Raw genomic sequence first — 17586 nt, 5'->3', positions numbered from 1 at the left:
CACCAGCAAACCGCGGCGGATTCTACCAGCTTGTAGTGGGCGCCGTTATAACAGGTTCTTTAGTTGATATAGCATTTCGATAGCTTGACGCGGGGTCATGTCGTCCAGCTGCAGCTTGCCCAGCTTCTCGATGGCCGGGTGTGGCAGGCTGGCGAACAGGTCGCTCTGGTGCGGGACCTGTGGCACGTCCTTGGCCTTTTGGGCCGGGGGTTGTTCATGCGGCAGGCTGGTGGTTTCCAGCCGCCCCAGGTGTTCGCGGGCACGCTGGATGACGGCCGTTGGCACGCCGGCCAGCTGCGCCACGGCCAGGCCGTAGCTCTGGCTGGCAGGGCCAGGCAGCACGTGGTGCAGGAACACGATGCGTTCGTTGTGCTCGGTGGCGTTCAGGTGCACATTGGCCACCAGTGGCTCGCTTTCCGGCAGCACGGTGAGCTCGAAGTAGTGCGTGGCGAACAGCGTGTAGGCACGCAGTTGGGCCAGGCGCTCGGCGGCGGCCCAGGCCAGCGACAGGCCGTCGAAGGTGCTGGTGCCGCGGCCCACTTCGTCCATCAGTACCAGGCTGCGGTCTGTGGCGTTGTGCAGGATGTTGGCAGTTTCGCTCATCTCGACCATGAAGGTCGAGCGGCCGCCGGCCAGGTCGTCGCTGGAGCCGATGCGGGTGAAGATGCGGTCGACCAGTGACAGCTCGCAGCTGGCTGCCGGCACGAAGCTGCCGATGTGCGCCAGCAGCACGATCAGGGCGGTCTGGCGCATGTAGGTGGACTTACCGCCCATGTTCGGGCCGGTGATGATCAGCATGCGCGTGCTGTTGTCCAGGCTCAGGTCGTTGGCCACGAATGGCGTGGTCAGTACCTGTTCCACCACCGGGTGGCGGCCCTGCTCGATGCGCAGGCATGGCTCGTCGACGAAGCGCGGGCAGTTCAGGTCGAGGTTCAGCGCACGTTCGGCCAGGTTGCTGAGCACGTCCAGTTCGGCCAGGGCGGCGGCGCTGTCCTGCAGCGGTGCCAGGTGGCTGATCAGGGTTTCCAGCAGGGCGTCGTAGAGCATCTTCTCGCGGGCCAGGGCGCGGCTCTTGGCCGACAGCGCCTTGTCCTCGAACGCCTTCAGCTCCGGGGTGATGAAACGTTCGGCGCCCTTGAGGGTCTGGCGGCGGATGTAGTCGCCCGGGGCCTGCTCGGCCTGCTTGGTCGGCAGCTCGATGAAGTAGCCATGCACGCGGTTGTAGCCGACCTTGAGGTTGGCCAGGCCGGTGCGGGCCTTTTCCCGGGCTTCCAGGTCGATCAGGAACTGGCCGGCGTTCTCGCTGATCGCCAGCAACTCGTCCAGTTCGTTGTCATAGCCGGCCTTGAGCACGCCGCCATCGCGGATCACCGCCGGCGGGTTGTCGATGATCGCCCGCTCCAGCAGGCTGGCCAGTTCGGGGTAGGTGCCGGTAATGGCAGCCAGGCGCGCCAGGTGCGGCGCCTCCAGCTCGGCCATGGCGTTCTGCAGCTCGGGCAGCGCGCCCAGGGCATCGCGCAGGCGTGCCAGGTCGCGTGGGCGGGCGTTGCGCAGGCCGATTCGGGCGAGAATCCGCTCGATATCGCCAATTTCCTTGAGCTGCGGCTGCAGCTTCTCGAAGCGGTAGCCGTCGAGCAGGCAGCGGATCGAGTCCTGACGTGCCTGCAGCACCTTGAGGTCGCGCAACGGGCGGTTCAGCCAACGGCTCAGCAAACGGCTGGCCATGGCGGTCTGGCAGCGGTCGATCACCGACTGCAGGGTGTTGTCACGGCCGCCGGCCAGGTTGATGTCCAGCTCCAGGTTGCGGCGGCTGGCGCCGTCGAGGATGACCGTGTCGTCCAGGCGTTCGTGGCGCAGGCTGCGCAGGTGCGGCAGGGCAGTGCGCTGGGTTTCCTTGGCGTAGATCAGCAGGCAGCCGGCTGCACCGATGGCCAGGGTCAGCTTGTCGCAGCCAAAGCCTTTGAGGTCCTTGGTCGCGAACTGTTGGCACAGGGCCTTGCGCGCCGAGTCGCGGTCGAAGTCCCATGGCGCACGGCGACGGGCCCCGGGACGTTTCTCGGCAGGCAGGTCGCGCGGCCAGTCGTCGGGGATCAGCAGCTCGACCGGGTTCAGGCGCTCGAGCTCGGCCAGCAGGTTTTCCCAGCCCTTGATCTCCTGCACGCTGAAGTTGCCGCTGGTGATGTCCAGCACGGCCAGGCCGAACAGGCGCTCGTCACCGAGCAGCGCGGCAATCAGGTTGTCGCGACGCTCGTCGAGCAGGGCCTCGTCGCTGACCGTGCCGGGGGTGATGATGCGCACCACCTGGCGCTCCACCGGGCCCTTGCTGGTGGCGGGGTCGCCGATCTGCTCGCAGATCACCACCGATTCGCCGAGCTTGACCAGCTTGGCCAGGTAGCCTTCCAGCGAATGGAACGGAATCCCGCACATGGGGATGGACTGGCCGGCCGACTGGCCGCGCGCGGTCAGGGTGATGTCCAGCAGTTTTGCGGCTTTTTTCGCATCTTCGTAGAAGATTTCGTAGAAGTCGCCCATGCGGTAGAACATCAGCTGGTCCGGGTGCTGGCTTTTCAGCTTCCAGTACTGCTGCATCATCGGGGTGTGTGCGGAAAGATCAGACATTCAGGGCCTTACAGCGGGTGATCTGGTTGGCGTTTGTGAAACCGGCAATGGTACAGGCTTTTTCGAGCTGATGCAGGCGCGGCGCTGCATGCATCATCACGGTGCGGTGTGCATTGCATTTCATGCCTTGTGCCTGCATTATGCATGCTATGCAAAAACGCAACGTAGCCACTGTCCTCAGAGCACTGCTCGATCGCCACGGCCTGTCCCCGACGGAGCTGTATCGACGCACGGGTGTTCCTCAATCCACCTTGTCGCGGATTCTCGGCGGCAAGATCGTCGACCCGTCCGACAAGCACGTGTCGAAGATCGCCGAGTACTTCGGCGTGAGCACCGAACAATTGCGTGGCCGCGCCGAGCTTGGCGAGTCTCGCGAAGCCGCGCTGCCGGCCCATGGTCATGCCGACCTCAGCGACATAAGCCTGTGGGACGATGAAACCCCCGTCGAGGATGACGAGGTGTCGGTACCTTTCCTTCGCGAGGTTGAATTGGCAGCGGGATCAGGAAGATTCGTCATCGAAGAGAGCGAGCGTGCGCGCCTGCGCTTCGGCAAGCGCAGCCTGCGCCACAACGGCGTGCAGTTCGACCAGGCCAAGTGCGTGACCGTGCGTGGCAACAGCATGCTGCCGGTGCTGCGGGATGGCGCGACGGTGGGGGTGAACACCGGCAAGTGTGCGATCGGCGACATCATCGATGGCGACCTCTACGCCATCAACCATAATGGTCAGTTGCGCGTGAAGCAGGTCTATCGGCTGCCTACCGGCATTCGCCTGCGCAGCTTCAACCGCGACGAGCATCCCGACGAGGACTACAGTTTCCAGCAGATGCAGGATGAGCAGATCAGCCTGCTCGGGCATGTGTTCTGGTGGGGCATGTACGCGCGCTGATGCCCCCGACCCAAGAAACCCGCTACGGCGGGTTTTTTTTCGCCTGCAGAAAATCCCTACAAGGCAGGCCGTGCATGGCCTACATGCATAACAGCAAAAAATAACGCATGGAAATTTGAAGAAATGCATTGACTGCATATGCACTAATGCATAGCCTGTGTCTCAAGCCGGACGGAAACCGGTTGTTACACAGGCAGCGATGGACAGGCCTCAACTGTCCAGAGGGTTGGCAACTGGCCCGGGTGTGCAGCGTAAAGCACCACGATCAGTTATCCGGCGGGCAGGCAGCCGCGGTCGGAGTCACCAATTTGTAGCGGAACCGCACGGCGTCACCAGGCGTGGCCGGCGGTTCGTCAACGCATTACTAAAGAGCCTGGCGAGCCGGGCTTTTTGGAATGCCGATCTTTTGCAACACAGCATACCCACCACCGATCTGTTGGCGCTTGCCAACAGGCATTACACAGGAGACAGGACAGTGACGAACGAGCAACAGGCGTTACTCGAAATGCCGCTCTGGCTGGTAATCGTCCTGGCATTGCTGGGCGGTTTGAGCGGCGAAATGTGGCGGGCCGACAAGGCCGGTGCCACCGGTTGGTCGCTGCTGCGACGGCTGGCGCTGCGCTCCGGGGCCTGCATGGTCTGCGGGGTATCGACAGTGATGCTGCTGTATGCCGGCGGCCTGTCGATCTGGGCGGCCAGTGCCTTCGGCTGCCTGACGGCGGTCGGCGGCGCCGATGTTGCCATGCGCTTGTATGAACGCTGGGCGATCCGGCGCCTGGGCCTGCGCGACAGCACACAGCCCGACGAGCGATAAGGAGAATATGCATGAGCGAACTGGCCATTTTGCATGGCGCAGTGACGGCAACCATTCGTGAGGCAATGCCGGAGCTGGCATCGGTAGATACCTATACCGCCGTAGGAAATGTTCCAGAGCGGCCCTCGCTGCGCCACGGCATCGTCCGCATGACGGCCGATGCGGCACCGCGGGATGGCCGCTCGGTGTTGATTGCCACCTTCGAGGCGGATATCACCGCCGACAGTGCCAATCCAGAGGCGCGGCTCCAGGGCAGCCTGCTGGCCGCGCAACTGATGGACCTGCTACGCCAGCAGCATTGGGCGCTGGAATTCGTTGAAGCCAGCCGCAACCTGCAGGCGCAGTTCCAGGGTAACGCCTGGACTGTGCGCTGGGACCAGCCGGTGCTGCTTGGCGAGCCGCGCTGGAACTGGCCGGATCAGCCGCCCGGTAGCCTGGTACTGGGTTTTGCACCCGATACCGGGCAGGGTAACGAAGCACACTATGTTGCGCCGGAGGACCTGGCATGAGCTACGTCACAGCAATGCATGACCGCATGCTGGCGTGCATGGTCATCCCCTGCCGGGTGGTTGCGCTGGACCTTGCCGCGGCCAGGGTCCGGGTGTCCGACGGTAGCGGCTGGACCAGCGCCTGGTTGCGCTGGCACGCCCAGGCGGCCGGCCAGGCCAGGCACTGGCGGGCGCCCAGTCTGGGTGAGCAGGGTGTGTTGCTCAGCCCCAGCGGCGAGCCGGCTCAGGGCACCTTCCTGCCTGGCCTGTATGGCAATGCCGGTGGCGCAGCGGACAACCGTGGGCATACCGAGGTGTGGCGCTTCGCCGATGGCGGTTCAATCAGCTACGACTGGCAGGCCAGCCACTATGATATCCAGCTGCCGGCTGGCAGCGCGACCATCAAGGTTGGCGCCGGCACGGTGCAGGTCAGCGACGGTGCGATCAGCCTGCAGGCCGCAACCATCAACCTCTCCGGCAATGTCACGATCGATGGCCCGCTGCAGGTCAGCGGTGATATCAACGGCGGTGGGCGGATCATCGATACCGCCGGCAACACGGCCAACCACAAACACTGAATCGAGCCCGCCCATGCGGGCTTTTTCATATCAGGAGAATGCCATGCATACCCATGAACAGGGAGGCTTACCATGATCGGCATGGACCGCCGCACCGGTCAGCCCTTGGCCGGCATCGATCACCTGCGCCAGTCCATCGAAGACATCCTCACTACACCGCTGGGCAGCCGGCGCATGCGACCGGAGTACGGCAGCCAGCTGCGGCGTTTCGTCGATTTGCCGGTCAACGAGGGCTGGAAAAGCGCCGTGCAGGCCGAGGTGGCCCGCGCACTGGGCCGCTGGGAGCCGCGCCTGCAGCTGCAGCGGGTCAAGGTAGTCGCGGTGATCGGTGGCCAGGTCAGCCTGGCGCTCATCGGCCGCTACCTGGGCGACGACGCGCTGGTGGAGGTGAGCGTATGAGCCAGGTCGACCTGTCGAAACTGCCAGCACCACAGCTATTGGAGGACCTTGACTACGAAGCGCTCTACCAGGCCGATCTGGACACCTTCCGCAGCTACCTCGGCGACGGCTGGACCGCCAATCTGGAAAGCGACCCGGTGACCAAGCTGCTCGAGGTCGGCGCCTACCGCAAACTGCTCAACCGGGCACGCATCAACGATGCCGCCAAGGCGCTGCTGCTGGCTTACGCCCAGGGCAATGACCTTGACCAGCTGGCGGCCAATGTCGGCCTGCAGCGCCTGGTGATCGAGGCCGAAGACCTGGCCAGCGTCCCGCCAGTCGAGGCGTTGCTGGAATCGGACGATGCCCTGCGCGAGCGGGTGCAACTGGTTTATGAAGGCCTGACCACGGCCGGCCCGCGCAACAGTTACATCCTGCATGCCCGCAACGCTTCGGGACAGGTGGCTGACGCCACCGCCGAAAGTCCGTCGCCGGCCGTGGTGGATGTCACCGTGCTGAGCCTGCAAGGCAACGGCGAGGCCAGTACCGAACTGCTGGCGCAGGTGGCGACCTACCTGGATGACGATGATATCCGCCCCGTTGCCGACCGGGTCACCGTACGCAGCGCCGAGGTGTTGCCCTACCGCATCGATGCCGTGCTGTATCTGGCCGACAACGGCCCGGAGTACGAAGCGATTCTCGCCGAATGCCAGCGCCGCCTGCAGGCCTGGATCAACCCGCGCAGGCGTCTGGGCGTGGAAGTGGCGCGCTCTGGCATCGATGCGCAACTGCACATCGATGGAGTCAGCCGGGTCGAGTTGAATGGCTGGGCCGACATTCGCCCGAGCAAGGCGCAGGCGGCCTGGTGCAGCGGCTTCACCTTGAAGCGGGGTAGCTGATATGCAAAGCCTGTTGCCGCTCAACCGCACCGCGCTGGAGCGGGCCATCGAAGTGGCTGCGGACGAGGACCTCAAGGTCAGCCTGCGCCAACTCTACAACCCGGATACCTGCCCGGCGCATCTTCTTTATCAGCTGGCCTGGGCCTGGTCGGTGGACCGTTGGGAGGACAGCTGGAGCGATGAGATCAAACGCTCGGTGATCCGCTCGGCGTTCTTCGTCCATGCCCACAAAGGCACCCTGGGTGCGCTCCGGCGGGTGGTGGAGCCCTTCGGCTACCTGATCGAGGTGCAGGAGTGGTGGCAGACCACGCCGCCTGCTCAGGCGGGCACGTTCGCCCTGAAGATCGGCGTTTCCGATACGGGCATCAGTGAAAGCACCTATCAGGAACTGTCTGCCCTGATCGACGACGCCCGGCCGGTCAGCCGCCACCTGACCGGCCTGGTGATCAGCCTCGAAAGCCGTGGCGCCCTTCATTTCGGCTGCGCGATCCAGGACGGCGACGAACTGGACATCTACCCGTTGGCGCCCCGTGACATCGAAGTCATCGGCGTGATGGGGCGCGGTGGCCGCGAACACACAATCGATACCTTGGACATTGCACATGGTTGACCAGACTTCTCAGTTCTACGCCATCCTCACCAACGTGGGCGCGGCGAAACAGGCCAATGCCGATGCCTTGGGCATTGCCTGGAAAATCACCCAGATGGGTGTCGGCGATGCCAAAGGCACCGATCCTACCCCCAATGCCACCCAGACCAGCCTGATCAACGAATGGCGCCGGGCGCCGTTGAACCAGCTGAAGGTGGATGACAAGAACAGCGCGATCATCATTGCCGAGCAGGTCATCCCGGCCGACGTTGGCGGCAAGTGGATTCGCGAAATTGCGCTTTACGATGCCGATGGTGACATGGTCGCCGTGGCCAATTGCGCGCCGACCTACAAGCCGCTGCTGAGCCAGGGGTCGGGACGTACCCAGGTGGTGCGGATGAACCTGGTGGTCAGCAGCGCCAGCAATGTGCAACTGAAGATCGACCCGGCGGTGGTGCTGGCGACTCGGGAGTGGGTTACCGAGGAACTGGCCAGGCAGGACTTCAAGCATTCGGTGCTGGCGGCGACTACGGCGAACATTGCCCTGACCGGGTTGCAAACGGTTGATGGCGTGGCGCTGACTACCGGGGCGCGGGTGTTGGTGAAGAACCAGACCGCAGCCAAGGATAATGGGATCTACAAGGTTGCTGCCGGGGCCTGGAGTCGCAGTAGCGATGCCGATACCGATGCCAAGGTGACGCCGGGATTGATGGTTCTGGTGGAAAAAGGGGTTGCCAATGGCGACAGTGCCTGGCAACTGACCACCGACGGGCCAATCGCGTTGGGTGTTACTGCGTTAAGCTTTGTCATGGCGTTCGGGCGTACCGCAGTCGTTGCGGGAACCTACCACAGTGTGACTGTCGATACGTATGGCCGGGTAGTCGCAGCCACTAATCCTGACACCGTCGCCGGTTACGGTTTGACCGATGTGTACACCAAGAGTCAAATCGACCAATCGCTTGCCTTGAAGGCACCGCTGGCGAGCCCTGCATTGACCGGGCTTCCCACCGCGCCAACAGCCAATCCCGGAACGAACAACGCGCAGTTGGCGAATACGGCGTTCGTAATGACGGCTGTAGCCAACCTGGTTGCTTCCGCTCCAGGTACGCTCGATACCTTGAATGAGCTGGCTGCCGCGCTAGGGGATGACCCAAATTTTGCGACCACCATGGCAAATGAACTGGCCAAAAAAGCCGCATTGGCCAGCCCATCGTTCACTGGCGACCCTAAGGCCCCTACGCCTGCAGCCGCTGATAATGATACGAGCATCGCTACCACCGCGTTCGTTCGCTCGGCCATGGCGCTCTTCGGCATCGGTGCGCCTTCTGCGCCCATAACGAATATCGATGAGGTATCAGCCAGCGGTTTTTACGTCGTTGGCCAAGATACTGCCGGTATGAAGCCGAAGCATCCGGTTTCAGGCCAAGTGCTTGCCTCAGGCCAGATCATGCACATTCATCGGTCGAGTACTGTCGGGGCTACCCAGCTTTGGGACACCCTGACAAGCGGCGAACCGCTGACATTCATTCGAAGCCGGATTGGCAACACTGCGCAGTGGAACGACTGGGCACTGTTATGGACAAGTGGCAACACACCCAAGCAAGTTTCCCCTACAGATACAACAGCGGGGGCCATGGCGGTCGTCGGCTCCTTCGGGCTTGGCAAAGCCTATTTGAGCGCTGAAACGGACCTCAACCAGTACGTTGTTCCGGGTAACTATCTAACGCCCATGGCCGGTTTGACCAATGTTCCCAGGGGGTGGTTGACGGCGACTCGCTATAACCTGGTGGTTGAGGGCTCTGACGCAAGCAACTATCTGGTTCAGCGTATTACAGGGGGACTATCCGTGGGCGCGACGCCAATCCATGCCATCCGCGTCATGCAAAATGCAAACGGTTGGACGGAGTGGCAGATCATCAACACCAGTATCAACTTGCCATATCGTAATCAGGTCCGTTTCAGAACAGCAGGCGTCTATCAATGGTCGGTTCCCGATGGCGTTCACAAGGTCGAAGTGGAAGTGCGTGGCGGCGGCGGCAGTGGTGCTTTCGGGGCCAGGGATTCGACGGTCATTGGACCAGGCGGTGGCGGTGGCGGCGGGATCAGCAAGCGCTTGTGCGTTGTGACCCCAGGTAGCGTCATCACGATTACCGTCGGTGCCGGAGGAACCGCCGTTGCGGGAGAAGGTGAGAGTGGCGTTCCCGGTGGATCCTCGTCGTTCGGTGCGTTCTGTTCTGCAACGGGTGGGACTGCCGGTGGAATGAATGTTGGTGCGCCGGGTGGGCAAGGAGCAGGTGGTGATTTCAACGCATCGCTTGGCTCGGGGTTCCCTCCTTTGCGAAGTTCCGGTGGAACCACGAACTGGGGAGGCCAGGGAGGCGGCGGTGAAAGCATTTTTGCCGCTTACGATATTTCAATTCTCAGTCAGCCTGGCATGGGCGGTGGCGGCAGGACCGTTACACGCTCTCAGGCCGGTGCTGCGGGCTGTGTTTTCATTACGTATTAGGTGCAGAAATGTGGGCATTAGTACAAGACGAGGTCGTGCTGGAAACAACCGAGGTGGATCCAGAAGGCCGATATCACCCCGATCTGAAATGGCGCTCCTGCCCACCGCAGGTGCAAGCAGGGTGGCGCTATGTAAATGCAGTTTTCGTCGAGCCGATTCAATCGAGGCAACATGCGGAGACGATAGAGCGAGCCTGGCGTGACGCGGAAATTACCCTGTACCAATGGCTGCGGGACCGCCATCGAGACGAGCAAGCGCTGGGGCGACCGACGACTTTCAGTGACGCGCAATTCCTCGAGTTGCTCAACTATCTCCAACAATTGCGTGACTGGCCACAAGACCAACGCTTTCCAGATCGAAGCGCCCGGCCAGAAGCCCCCGACTGGATCGATTCATATACGTGATGACGCCCCGCACCGCCGGGGCGTTTTCTTTTCTGGCAGCACCCTTCAGGCCCTGCACCCGCAGGGCCTTTTCATACCTGAACCCGGAGTAAACCTACATGAGTGGATTCTTCCACGGCGTCACCGTAACAAACGTCGACACCGGCGCTCGCAGCATCGCGCTGCCTTCCTCTTCGATCATCGGTCTGGTCGACACCTTCACCGAGGGCGCTGGCGCCACCGCCAAGGCCAACGATCTGGTACTGATCACCAGCGAGCGTGAAGCCGTTGCGGCCTTTGGCGAAAACGCCGCCATCACCAAGGCCTGCCGCGCCATCTACACCCGTGCCAAGGCGGTCATCGTCGCCTGTGGCGTGGCCAGGCTGGACGATGCAGCGGAGCAGACCGCCGCGATCATCGGCACGGTGCAGGCCGACGGCAAACGCACCGGCCTGCAGGCGCTGCTCGACGGCAAGAGCCGTTTCAACGCCCAGCCACGCCTGCTGGCTGCCCCGCGCCACAGCGCTACCCAGGCGGTGGGCACGGCACTGGTGGCCCTGGCCGACAAGCTGCGCGGCATCGCCATCATCGACGGCCCCAACACCACCGACCAGGCGGCCATCGACTACGCGAAGAACTTCGGCGCCAAACGCGCCTTCCTGGTCGACCCGGGCGTGCAGTACTGGGACAACGGCGAGGAAGCCACCGTCGATGCACCCGGTTCGGCCTGGGTCGCCGGCCTGTTCGCCTGGACCGATCGCGAATACGGTTTCTGGGCCTCGCCCTCGAACAAGGAATTCGTCGGCATCACCGGCACCACTCGCCCGGTGGAGTTTCTCGATGGCGATGACAGCTGCCGCGCCAACCTGCTGAACAACGCCAACATCGCCACCATCATCCGCGATGACGGCTTCCGCCTGTGGGGCAACCGCACCCTGTCGAGCGACCCGAAATGGGCGTTCGTCACCCGAGTACGGACCATGGACATCGTCATGGACGCGATCCTCTACGGCCACAAGTGGGCCGTCGACCGCGCCATCACCGCCACCTACGTCAAGGACGTCACCGAGGGCCTGCAGGCCTTCATGCGTGACCTGAAGAACCAGGGCGCGATCATCAATTTCGAGGTCTTCGCCGACCCGGAGCTGAACACCGCCAGCCAGCTCGAGCAGGGCAAGGTGTACTGGAACATTCGTTTCACCGACGTGCCGCCTGCCGAAAACCCCAATTTCCGTGTCGAAGTCACCAACCAGTGGCTGACCGAAGTCCTCGATTCCGCCGCTTAAGGAGCGCATTTACATGGCAATGATTCCCGAAACCCTGGCCAACCTGAACCTGTTCGTCGATGGCGTCAGCTTCCAGGGTGATGTACCTAGCCTGACCCTGCCCAAACTCACCCTGAAGATGGAGGAACACCGCCCCGGCGGCATGGACATGCCGGTCGAAATGGACCTGGGCATGGAAAAGCAGGAAGCGGCCTTCACCACCACCGGTGTGCGCCGCGAAGCGCTGAAGTTCTTCGGCCTGGCCGACGGCAGTGGCTTCAACGGTACGTTCCGCGGCGCCTTCAAGGGCCTCAAGGGCAAGATCAACCCGGTAGTGGTGACCCTGCGTGGCACGCTCAAGGAAATCGACATGGGTGACTGGAAGTCCGGTGACAAGGCCGAGATCAAGCACAGCGTCGGCCTGACCTACTACAAGCTCGAAGTCGATGGCCGCCTGATCTATGAAATCGACGCGCTGGGCATGAAGCGCGTGATCGATGGCGTCGACCAGTTGGCTGCCCAGCGTGCCGCGCTCGGCTTGTAAGGAGATGACCATGGCTCAAGTGAAGAAGCAGCCTCAATGGCTGACCCTGAGCGCCGATCGCGTCACCGTGCGCCTGTCGCGCCCCAGCGAAGCCAATGGTGTTCAGGTCGACAGCCTGTCGCTGCGGGCACCGACCGTGCGGGACATCCGCAACGCCCATGCCGGGGGTGTGGATGATGATGAGCAGCGCGAACTGAACCTGTTCGCGTCGCTGGCCGAGGTTGGCATCAAGGACCTCGAAGGCCTGGCCCTGAAGGACTATAGCCGTCTGCAAAGCGGTTATTTTCGCCTGGTGCAGGACGACGAACTTTGACCCGGGCCGGCAAAAGGCCGCCGCCCGGCGGCTGGCCAAGGAGCTGAATTTTTCTGCGAGCGAGATCATGACCATGTCGTACAGCGACATGGTCTGGTGGCTCGCCCCGTGACAAGGAGGAACCTATGGCGAACACAGAGGTGTTCTCGCTCGGGCTCGGCGTCACCGTCATGAACCCTGTGGGCCAGGCCATCGAACTGCTGCGCCGGGACGTCGAACGCCTGCGCCGGCAGGCTGACGGCACCCGGCTTGGCCGGCTCATCGGCGAAGTGATCCGGCTGGGGTTGGAGCTCGGCAAAGTACGCCAGGTCGAACGCCAGCTGGCGCTGGACCAGGCACAGCAAGAGGAAGGGCCCATCGCCGGGTTGGGCGATGAGGCCGATGCCGTTGAGCGTTTACGCCAGCATTACCTGATGCTGGACCAGGTGATTGCCGGGCTGGCGCAGCTCAAGCCGCTGCAGGGCCAGATGACGGTCAATGTCTTTCAGCAGTGGCACTCGGTCGTGCAGGGGCCAGTGGGACCCAAGCTGCAAGCGCCTGCGCAGGCCCTCGCGCAGGCTCCCGGGCAGGCACCCGGCACGGATGCAGGTGACGACTCGGGCAACCTCGGCAAGGCCCTCGCGATGGCCGCCGGGGGTGGTGGGGTTGCTATCGCTGGCGTCATGCGCAAGCTGCCGCCGGAACGACAGCGTGCGATACGCGAGCGTGTTTCGAAGGAGTGGCGGGACAACCGTGTCGAAACCTTCGGCAAGCTGGCCAAGGTGCTAATCAGCGCTGAGGACGGCGAAGAAAGGGCACGCGGCGTCGGCGCTGCAGTCGGCGAAATCGGCGGTCGCGTGCTGGGCGCGATGGCACCTCTGCTGTTCAAAGGCAAAGGTAAAGCGATAGGCAGAACCTCGAGCACAGGTACAAGCAGAGGGAAACGTCAGAGCAGACGTGAAAGCAGGCGCAAGGCTCAAATCAAGGCGCAAAAAGAAGCTGCACGGAAGCAGAATGCTCAACAGGCGGCAGAGCAGAAGGAGGAAGAGACCGCGCAAGAGCAGTGGGCCAGGTTTGGCGGCCAGGTGGGCGAGGCTGCGGGTGATCAGGTCGGCGGTGCGCTGTTCAACTGGTTTGCGCAGGAGGATGAGCCCACGCCACACAGCAAAGGAACGCCTTTGGCGGCCGAGGCGCAAGCTGCTTCCGAGAGGGGGGCTTCGCTACCTTTGATCGCCACAGGCAGGCAGCTGCCATTGGCAGGAACGCTGTTCAAGCGCGCGCCACTGACGGCAGTGCTGGATACCTCGCTGCAGGTGGCCGATATCTACCAGGGCGACGCCACGCCCGAAGAGAAGCTGGAAGGCTATGGCGAGGCTTTCGGCGGGCTGGGTGGCAGCTTGGCCGGCTCTTCGGCCGGATGGCTCGGTGGCGCGGCAGCCGGTGCCATGATCGGTTCGGTGGTGCCCGGTTTAGGAACAGTGATCGGTGGCGCCATCGGCGGCCTGCTGGGGAGCCTGGGTGGTGGTTATCTGGGCGGCATGGGCGGTGAATTCGTCGGCGGCGCGTTAGGCAAGGCTGTGGCATCCGTGGCCGGCTCCGATACGCCAGGGATGAGCAAGGGCGTTACCGGCTCCCCTGACCAGACAGCCCGATTGCAGAAAAATGTCAGCACTCCGGCAGCGTTGACCGCGACTTCGAGCGCGCAACGGGTCGGCAGCTTGGCCGGTTCATCGGTCGGTGGGCTCGGTGGTGCGGCAGCGGGCGCCATGATCGGCTCGGTGATACCGGGTATGGGTACAGTGATCGGGGGCGCGGTCGGCGGCCTGCTGGGGAGCCTGGGCGGCATGGGCGTCAAGTGGGTCGGGGGCGCGTCAGGCAAGTCCCTGGCATTCGTCTCCGGCTTCGATGCGACTGGGGCGAGCCAGGACGTTGCCGGTTTCCCCGACCAGGCAAGCCGATTGCAGAAAAGCGTCACGCCTGCACCGCCAGCTATTTCGACACCGCCATCACCGGCTGTGGCTACGCCCTCCATCAACCAGCAATTCACCTTCACCGCCAACATGCCGGTGACCTTCAACAACAGTTTCGATGACCCGACCACCCTGCAACAACTGGAAGCCATCGCCCGGCGCGTGCTCGACGACTTGATGCGTCAGGCGCGCGCGGTCCAGATGGTCGATCAACCACAGCCATGAGGAGAACCCATGACCTACCTGGAACAGCTGCAAGGTGGCCTGCATGCACTGGTCAAGGCGGGCGAGGCGGGGCGTCGGCGTGCCGACGCCATGCTCGAGCCGATGAACCAGGCGGTCGGCCACACCAGGGAAGCGGCCGCTGAGCTCGAAGCCCTGCCATGGATCGGCCCGGTGATCGGCAAGCGCCTGCAACGCACCCTGCGCGCCATGGACTCGGCCAGGCAGCGCGTCGACAAGGTGATCGCCAAGTACGACCAGACCCTCGATGTGGTGCGCAAGGTGCGCGATCGCGTTGGGGCCTTCACCGAACAGCTGGGCAAGGCCGGAGCGGCAGTGCGGCGGGTGATTGGTGATGTGCGTTCGGTCGCCAGCGGTGTACTGTCGACCTTTGGCCTCGCGCCTGACGCCACACCTGCGGCGCAAGCGATCACGCCGTTCCCGCACCTGCTGGTACTGCAGCCGCTGAAGGCCAACACAGCGCCGTATTACTTCAACCTCGACACCGCAGCCTTCGATCAACTGCGCCGGCAAACGCGCTTTCGCTGGGCTGGGCAAGAACGTTTGAGCCGCGAGAATGCCCAGCAGGCGGTGGGTCTGGGGGAAGAGACCATCAATATCCGTGGCGCGATCTTCCCGGGCTTCAAGGGCGGACTGGGCCAGTTGCAGGCCCTGCGTGGCATCGGCCGCCAACTGCTGCCCCTGTCTTTGACCACCGGCTATGGCGAAGTGCTTGGCACCTGGTGCCTGACCCGCATCGAGGAAGAGCAGGGCGCCTTGCTGGCTGGCGGCATTGCGCGCAAACAAGGTTTCTCACTGGAGTTCGTCAGTTATGGACAAGACTTGCAAAACGTCTGAGGGCGACCTGCTCGACACCCTCTGTCACCATTATTACGGGCATCTCGATGGCAGCGTCGAAGCGGTGTTGCAAGCCAACCAGGGGTTGGCCGATGAGTCTCAGCCATTTCGCAGCGGCGTGACGCTCCGCTTGCCGGCGCTGGTGCTGTCACCGGCCAACGCCATACACCTGTGGGGCTGATGCCATGCAGCCACAATTTCGCATCCACGCCGACGGCAAGGACATCACTGCGCTGATCAACGATCGCCTGTTGCTGCTGCGTTCCACTGACAGGCCGGGCATGGAATCGGATGACTTCGAGCTGCGCATCGATGCACGAGACGGCACTGTGGCCGTGCCGGCTCGTGGCGCCCTGATCGAGGTGCATCTGGGTTACGCCGGCCAGCCGTTGACCCGGCTGGGGCGTTACACCGTCGATGAAGTCGAGTTGCTCGGCCCACCCGACACCCTGGTGATCCGTGGCAAGGCCAGCGATCTGCGCGGCAGTGGCCGGACCATCCGCAACGGGAGCTGGGAGGCCGTACCCTTGCAGCGCATCGTCGCCGAAATCGGTGCACGCAATGGCTGGCAGGCAATCTGCCCGGTGCCCACGCTGGTGCCGCGGGTGGATCAGGTCAACGAATCGGACTTCAATTTCATCACCCGCCTGGCGCGCCAATTCGACAGCACCGCCAAGGTGGCAAATGGCCAATTGCTGGTGCTGCCGCGCCAGAGCGGGCAGAGCGCCAGTGGCAAATCCCTGGGCGTGGTCGGCATCGCCCGTGGCGAGGTCAGCCAATGGTACTTCCGCCTCGATGACAAGGCTGCGCGCAAGGCTGTGCGCACCCGTCATCTTGACGTAGCCAGTGGCGAGGTGCGGACCATCGAGCTGGTCAACGATGAGGCCGCTGAGGGGCAACGGCCGGTGCATACCGACCGTCACCTTTACCCCAACCGTGCTGCCGCCGAGCAGGCAGCCAGGGCTCGCTTGGCCAGTTTCAACCGCGATACCGCCCATGTGCGCCTGGACTTGCCTGGGCGCACCGACCTGTTCGCCGAGCGCAGCATCGACTTGCAAGGTTTTGTCGATGGCCTCGACGGGCAGTACCAGATCGACTCGGTGGAGCACGTGTTCACCAGCTCGGGCTGGCGCACCACCGTGCAAGGCAATGGCGGCAAGTCAGGCAAGGTAAAGACCAAGGGCGCAGCGCCCCACCGCCAGGCCGCCATCAAGGCTTGAGGGTGATGCAAAGGAGTGTCAGACATGCTCACTGAAGCGCAATTGCTACACATTTTGCCGAACGCCCGCCCTGTAGCGGGCGTTTTTCTTTCTGCACTGAACCTAAGCCTGCCACGTTGGGAAATTGACAACCCCAAGCGCGTGGCGGCGTTCATCGCCCAGGTCGGCCATGAGTCAGGCCAGTTCCGTCATGTGAAGGAGCTGGGCAATGACCGCTACCTGGCCCGCTATGACACCGGCAGCCTGGCCCTGCGCCTGGGTAATACACCCCAGGCTGATGGCGATGGCCAGCTGTATTGCGGGCGCGGTCTGATCCAGGTTACCGGGCGCAACAATTACCTGGCCTGCAGCCGCGCGTTGTTTGGCGATCAGCGCTTGCTGGCGCAACCGCAACTGCTCGAACAACCACGCTGGGCCTGTGAATCAGCGGCATGGTTCTGGCATTCGCGTGGGCTCAATGCCCTGGCTGACCGGGGCGAGTTCAATCGCATCACGCGCCATATCAATGGTGGGCTCAATGGGCTGGATGATCGCCTCAAGCTTTGGGCGCGGGCCCGCGAGGTGTTGTGTTGAGCCGGTGGCAACTGGGGCTGGGCGGGGGCTTGCTTCTGCTGTCCGCAGCGCTGGCCTGGCAGGTTCAGGGTTGGCGCTATGGCCAGCAGCTGGCGCAACAGGCGCAAGCCCAGGCGGACGCCGAGGCTTCCCGGCTGCTCGCCGAACGTGAGCGGCGTCAGATGCTCGAACGACGCCTGGAAGAAAGTGAAACCCGTCATTTCAAGGAACTTGCCGATGTTCAGCAGTCTCAGGCTCGCCTGCGTGATCGCCTTGCTACTGCCGATCTGCGCCTGTCGGTCCTGGTCGAACGCGACACCCTCCTCGACACAGTGTCTGCCGCCGCCAGCGCCGGCGGCGTGGATCATGCAACCGTACGTGCCGGACTTGAGCCGACGCATGCTCGACGAATTATCGCCATCACCGATGAGGGGGACCGGGGATTGATTGCGTTACGGGCCTGCCAGGCTTATGTGCGGGAGGTGCGTGGTGAGCTTTAGTGCCTGTCTCGACGCGTCTGGC

The 17586-nt window shown here is 63.4% G+C and carries 18 protein-coding genes and 1 pseudogene; 18 read left to right on the top strand and 1 reads right to left on the bottom strand.

Going from position 1 to position 17586, the window contains the following annotated elements; genetic code table 11:
* Nucleotides 1-45 precede the first annotated feature (45 nt).
* On the bottom strand, nt 46-2619 hold the full coding sequence (gene mutS / locus J5M71_RS02460) for a DNA mismatch repair protein MutS (protein ID WP_207829424.1): 2574 nt from the start codon (nt 2617-2619) through the stop codon (nt 46-48).
* A 149-nt stretch (nt 2620-2768) separates the two neighbouring features.
* Between mutS and J5M71_RS02455 the strand changes: the two genes are divergently transcribed.
* The 18 genes and pseudogenes from J5M71_RS02455 (at nt 2769) to J5M71_RS02370 (ending at nt 17564) form a co-directional block, all read left to right on the top strand.
* The gene (locus J5M71_RS02455; protein ID WP_207829422.1) at nt 2769-3506 is read left to right on the top strand and encodes a S24 family peptidase; all 738 of its coding nucleotides are present in this window, start codon (nt 2769-2771) and stop codon (nt 3504-3506) included.
* A gap of 475 nt (nt 3507-3981) precedes the next feature.
* Nucleotides 3982-4320, top strand: a complete 339-nt coding sequence (locus J5M71_RS02450; RefSeq protein WP_207829419.1) for a phage holin family protein — start codon at nt 3982-3984, stop codon at nt 4318-4320.
* An 11-nt stretch (nt 4321-4331) separates the two neighbouring features.
* Nucleotides 4332-4829 carry a hypothetical protein gene (locus tag J5M71_RS02445; protein WP_207829418.1) on the top strand — a complete coding sequence of 166 codons (498 nt, stop codon included), beginning with the start codon at nt 4332-4334 and terminating at the stop codon, nt 4827-4829.
* Nucleotides 4826-5386, top strand: coding sequence for a phage baseplate assembly protein V (locus J5M71_RS02440; RefSeq protein WP_207829417.1), 561 nt, complete (start codon nt 4826-4828; stop codon nt 5384-5386). The genes J5M71_RS02445 and J5M71_RS02440 overlap by 4 nt, the downstream gene beginning before the upstream one ends.
* 72 nt (nt 5387-5458) lie before the next feature.
* Nucleotides 5459-5785, top strand: coding sequence for a GPW/gp25 family protein (locus J5M71_RS02435; protein ID WP_207829416.1), 327 nt, complete (start codon nt 5459-5461; stop codon nt 5783-5785).
* Nucleotides 5782-6663: a baseplate J/gp47 family protein gene (locus J5M71_RS02430; RefSeq protein ID WP_207829414.1), complete on the top strand. Its 882-nt coding sequence runs from the start codon at nt 5782-5784 to the stop codon at nt 6661-6663. Before J5M71_RS02435 ends, J5M71_RS02430 begins: the two co-directional genes overlap by 4 nt.
* Before the next feature lies 1 nt (nt 6664).
* Nucleotides 6665-7273 (top strand): phage tail protein I, encoded by a 609-nt coding sequence (locus J5M71_RS02425; protein WP_207829412.1) that lies wholly within the window; start codon nt 6665-6667, stop codon nt 7271-7273.
* A pseudogene (locus J5M71_RS29195) lies at nt 7266-8333 on the top strand (phage tail protein); the annotation flags it as partial. The gene J5M71_RS02425 and the pseudogene J5M71_RS29195, both read left to right, overlap by 8 nt.
* 1433 nt (nt 8334-9766) lie before the next feature.
* A complete protein-coding gene (locus tag J5M71_RS02415; RefSeq protein ID WP_207829407.1) occupies nt 9767-10162 on the top strand; it encodes a phage tail assembly chaperone in 396 nt (131 codons plus the stop codon).
* A gap of 98 nt (nt 10163-10260) precedes the next feature.
* A complete protein-coding gene (locus tag J5M71_RS02410) occupies nt 10261-11427 on the top strand; it encodes a phage tail sheath family protein (protein WP_207829406.1) in 1167 nt (388 codons plus the stop codon).
* A 13-nt stretch (nt 11428-11440) separates the two neighbouring features.
* A complete protein-coding gene (locus J5M71_RS02405) occupies nt 11441-11950 on the top strand; it encodes a phage major tail tube protein (protein WP_027920000.1) in 510 nt (169 codons plus the stop codon).
* A 10-nt stretch (nt 11951-11960) separates the two neighbouring features.
* Nucleotides 11961-12263 (top strand): phage tail assembly protein, encoded by a 303-nt coding sequence (locus J5M71_RS02400; RefSeq protein WP_207829405.1) that lies wholly within the window; start codon nt 11961-11963, stop codon nt 12261-12263.
* Between the two features lie 125 nt (nt 12264-12388).
* Nucleotides 12389-14437, top strand: coding sequence for a hypothetical protein (locus J5M71_RS02395; protein ID WP_207829404.1), 2049 nt, complete (start codon nt 12389-12391; stop codon nt 14435-14437).
* Between the two features lie 9 nt (nt 14438-14446).
* Complete coding sequence (locus J5M71_RS02390) at nt 14447-15292, top strand: phage tail protein (RefSeq protein ID WP_207829402.1); 846 nt, start codon at nt 14447-14449, stop codon at nt 15290-15292.
* The gene (locus J5M71_RS02385) at nt 15267-15473 is read left to right on the top strand and encodes a tail protein X (protein ID WP_207829400.1); all 207 of its coding nucleotides are present in this window, start codon (nt 15267-15269) and stop codon (nt 15471-15473) included. Before J5M71_RS02390 ends, J5M71_RS02385 begins: the two co-directional genes overlap by 26 nt.
* Nucleotides 15474-15477: 4 nt before the next feature.
* Nucleotides 15478-16512 (top strand): contractile injection system protein, VgrG/Pvc8 family, encoded by a 1035-nt coding sequence (locus tag J5M71_RS02380; RefSeq protein ID WP_207829392.1) that lies wholly within the window; start codon nt 15478-15480, stop codon nt 16510-16512.
* Between the two features lie 24 nt (nt 16513-16536).
* Entirely contained in the window at nt 16537-17085 is a 549-nt protein-coding gene (locus J5M71_RS02375; protein ID WP_207829389.1) for a glycoside hydrolase family 19 protein, read from the top strand.
* Nucleotides 17079-17564, top strand: a complete 486-nt coding sequence (locus tag J5M71_RS02370) for a lysis system i-spanin subunit Rz (protein WP_207829387.1) — start codon at nt 17079-17081, stop codon at nt 17562-17564. The genes J5M71_RS02375 and J5M71_RS02370 overlap by 7 nt, the downstream gene beginning before the upstream one ends.
* The last annotated feature ends 22 nt before the right edge of the window (nt 17565-17586 follow it).

It is taken from the genome of Pseudomonas sp. 43(2021), from assembly GCF_017490805.1.
Lineage (GTDB): Bacteria > Pseudomonadota > Gammaproteobacteria > Pseudomonadales > Pseudomonadaceae > Aquipseudomonas.
This window is presented reverse-complemented; position numbering and strand designations above follow the sequence as displayed.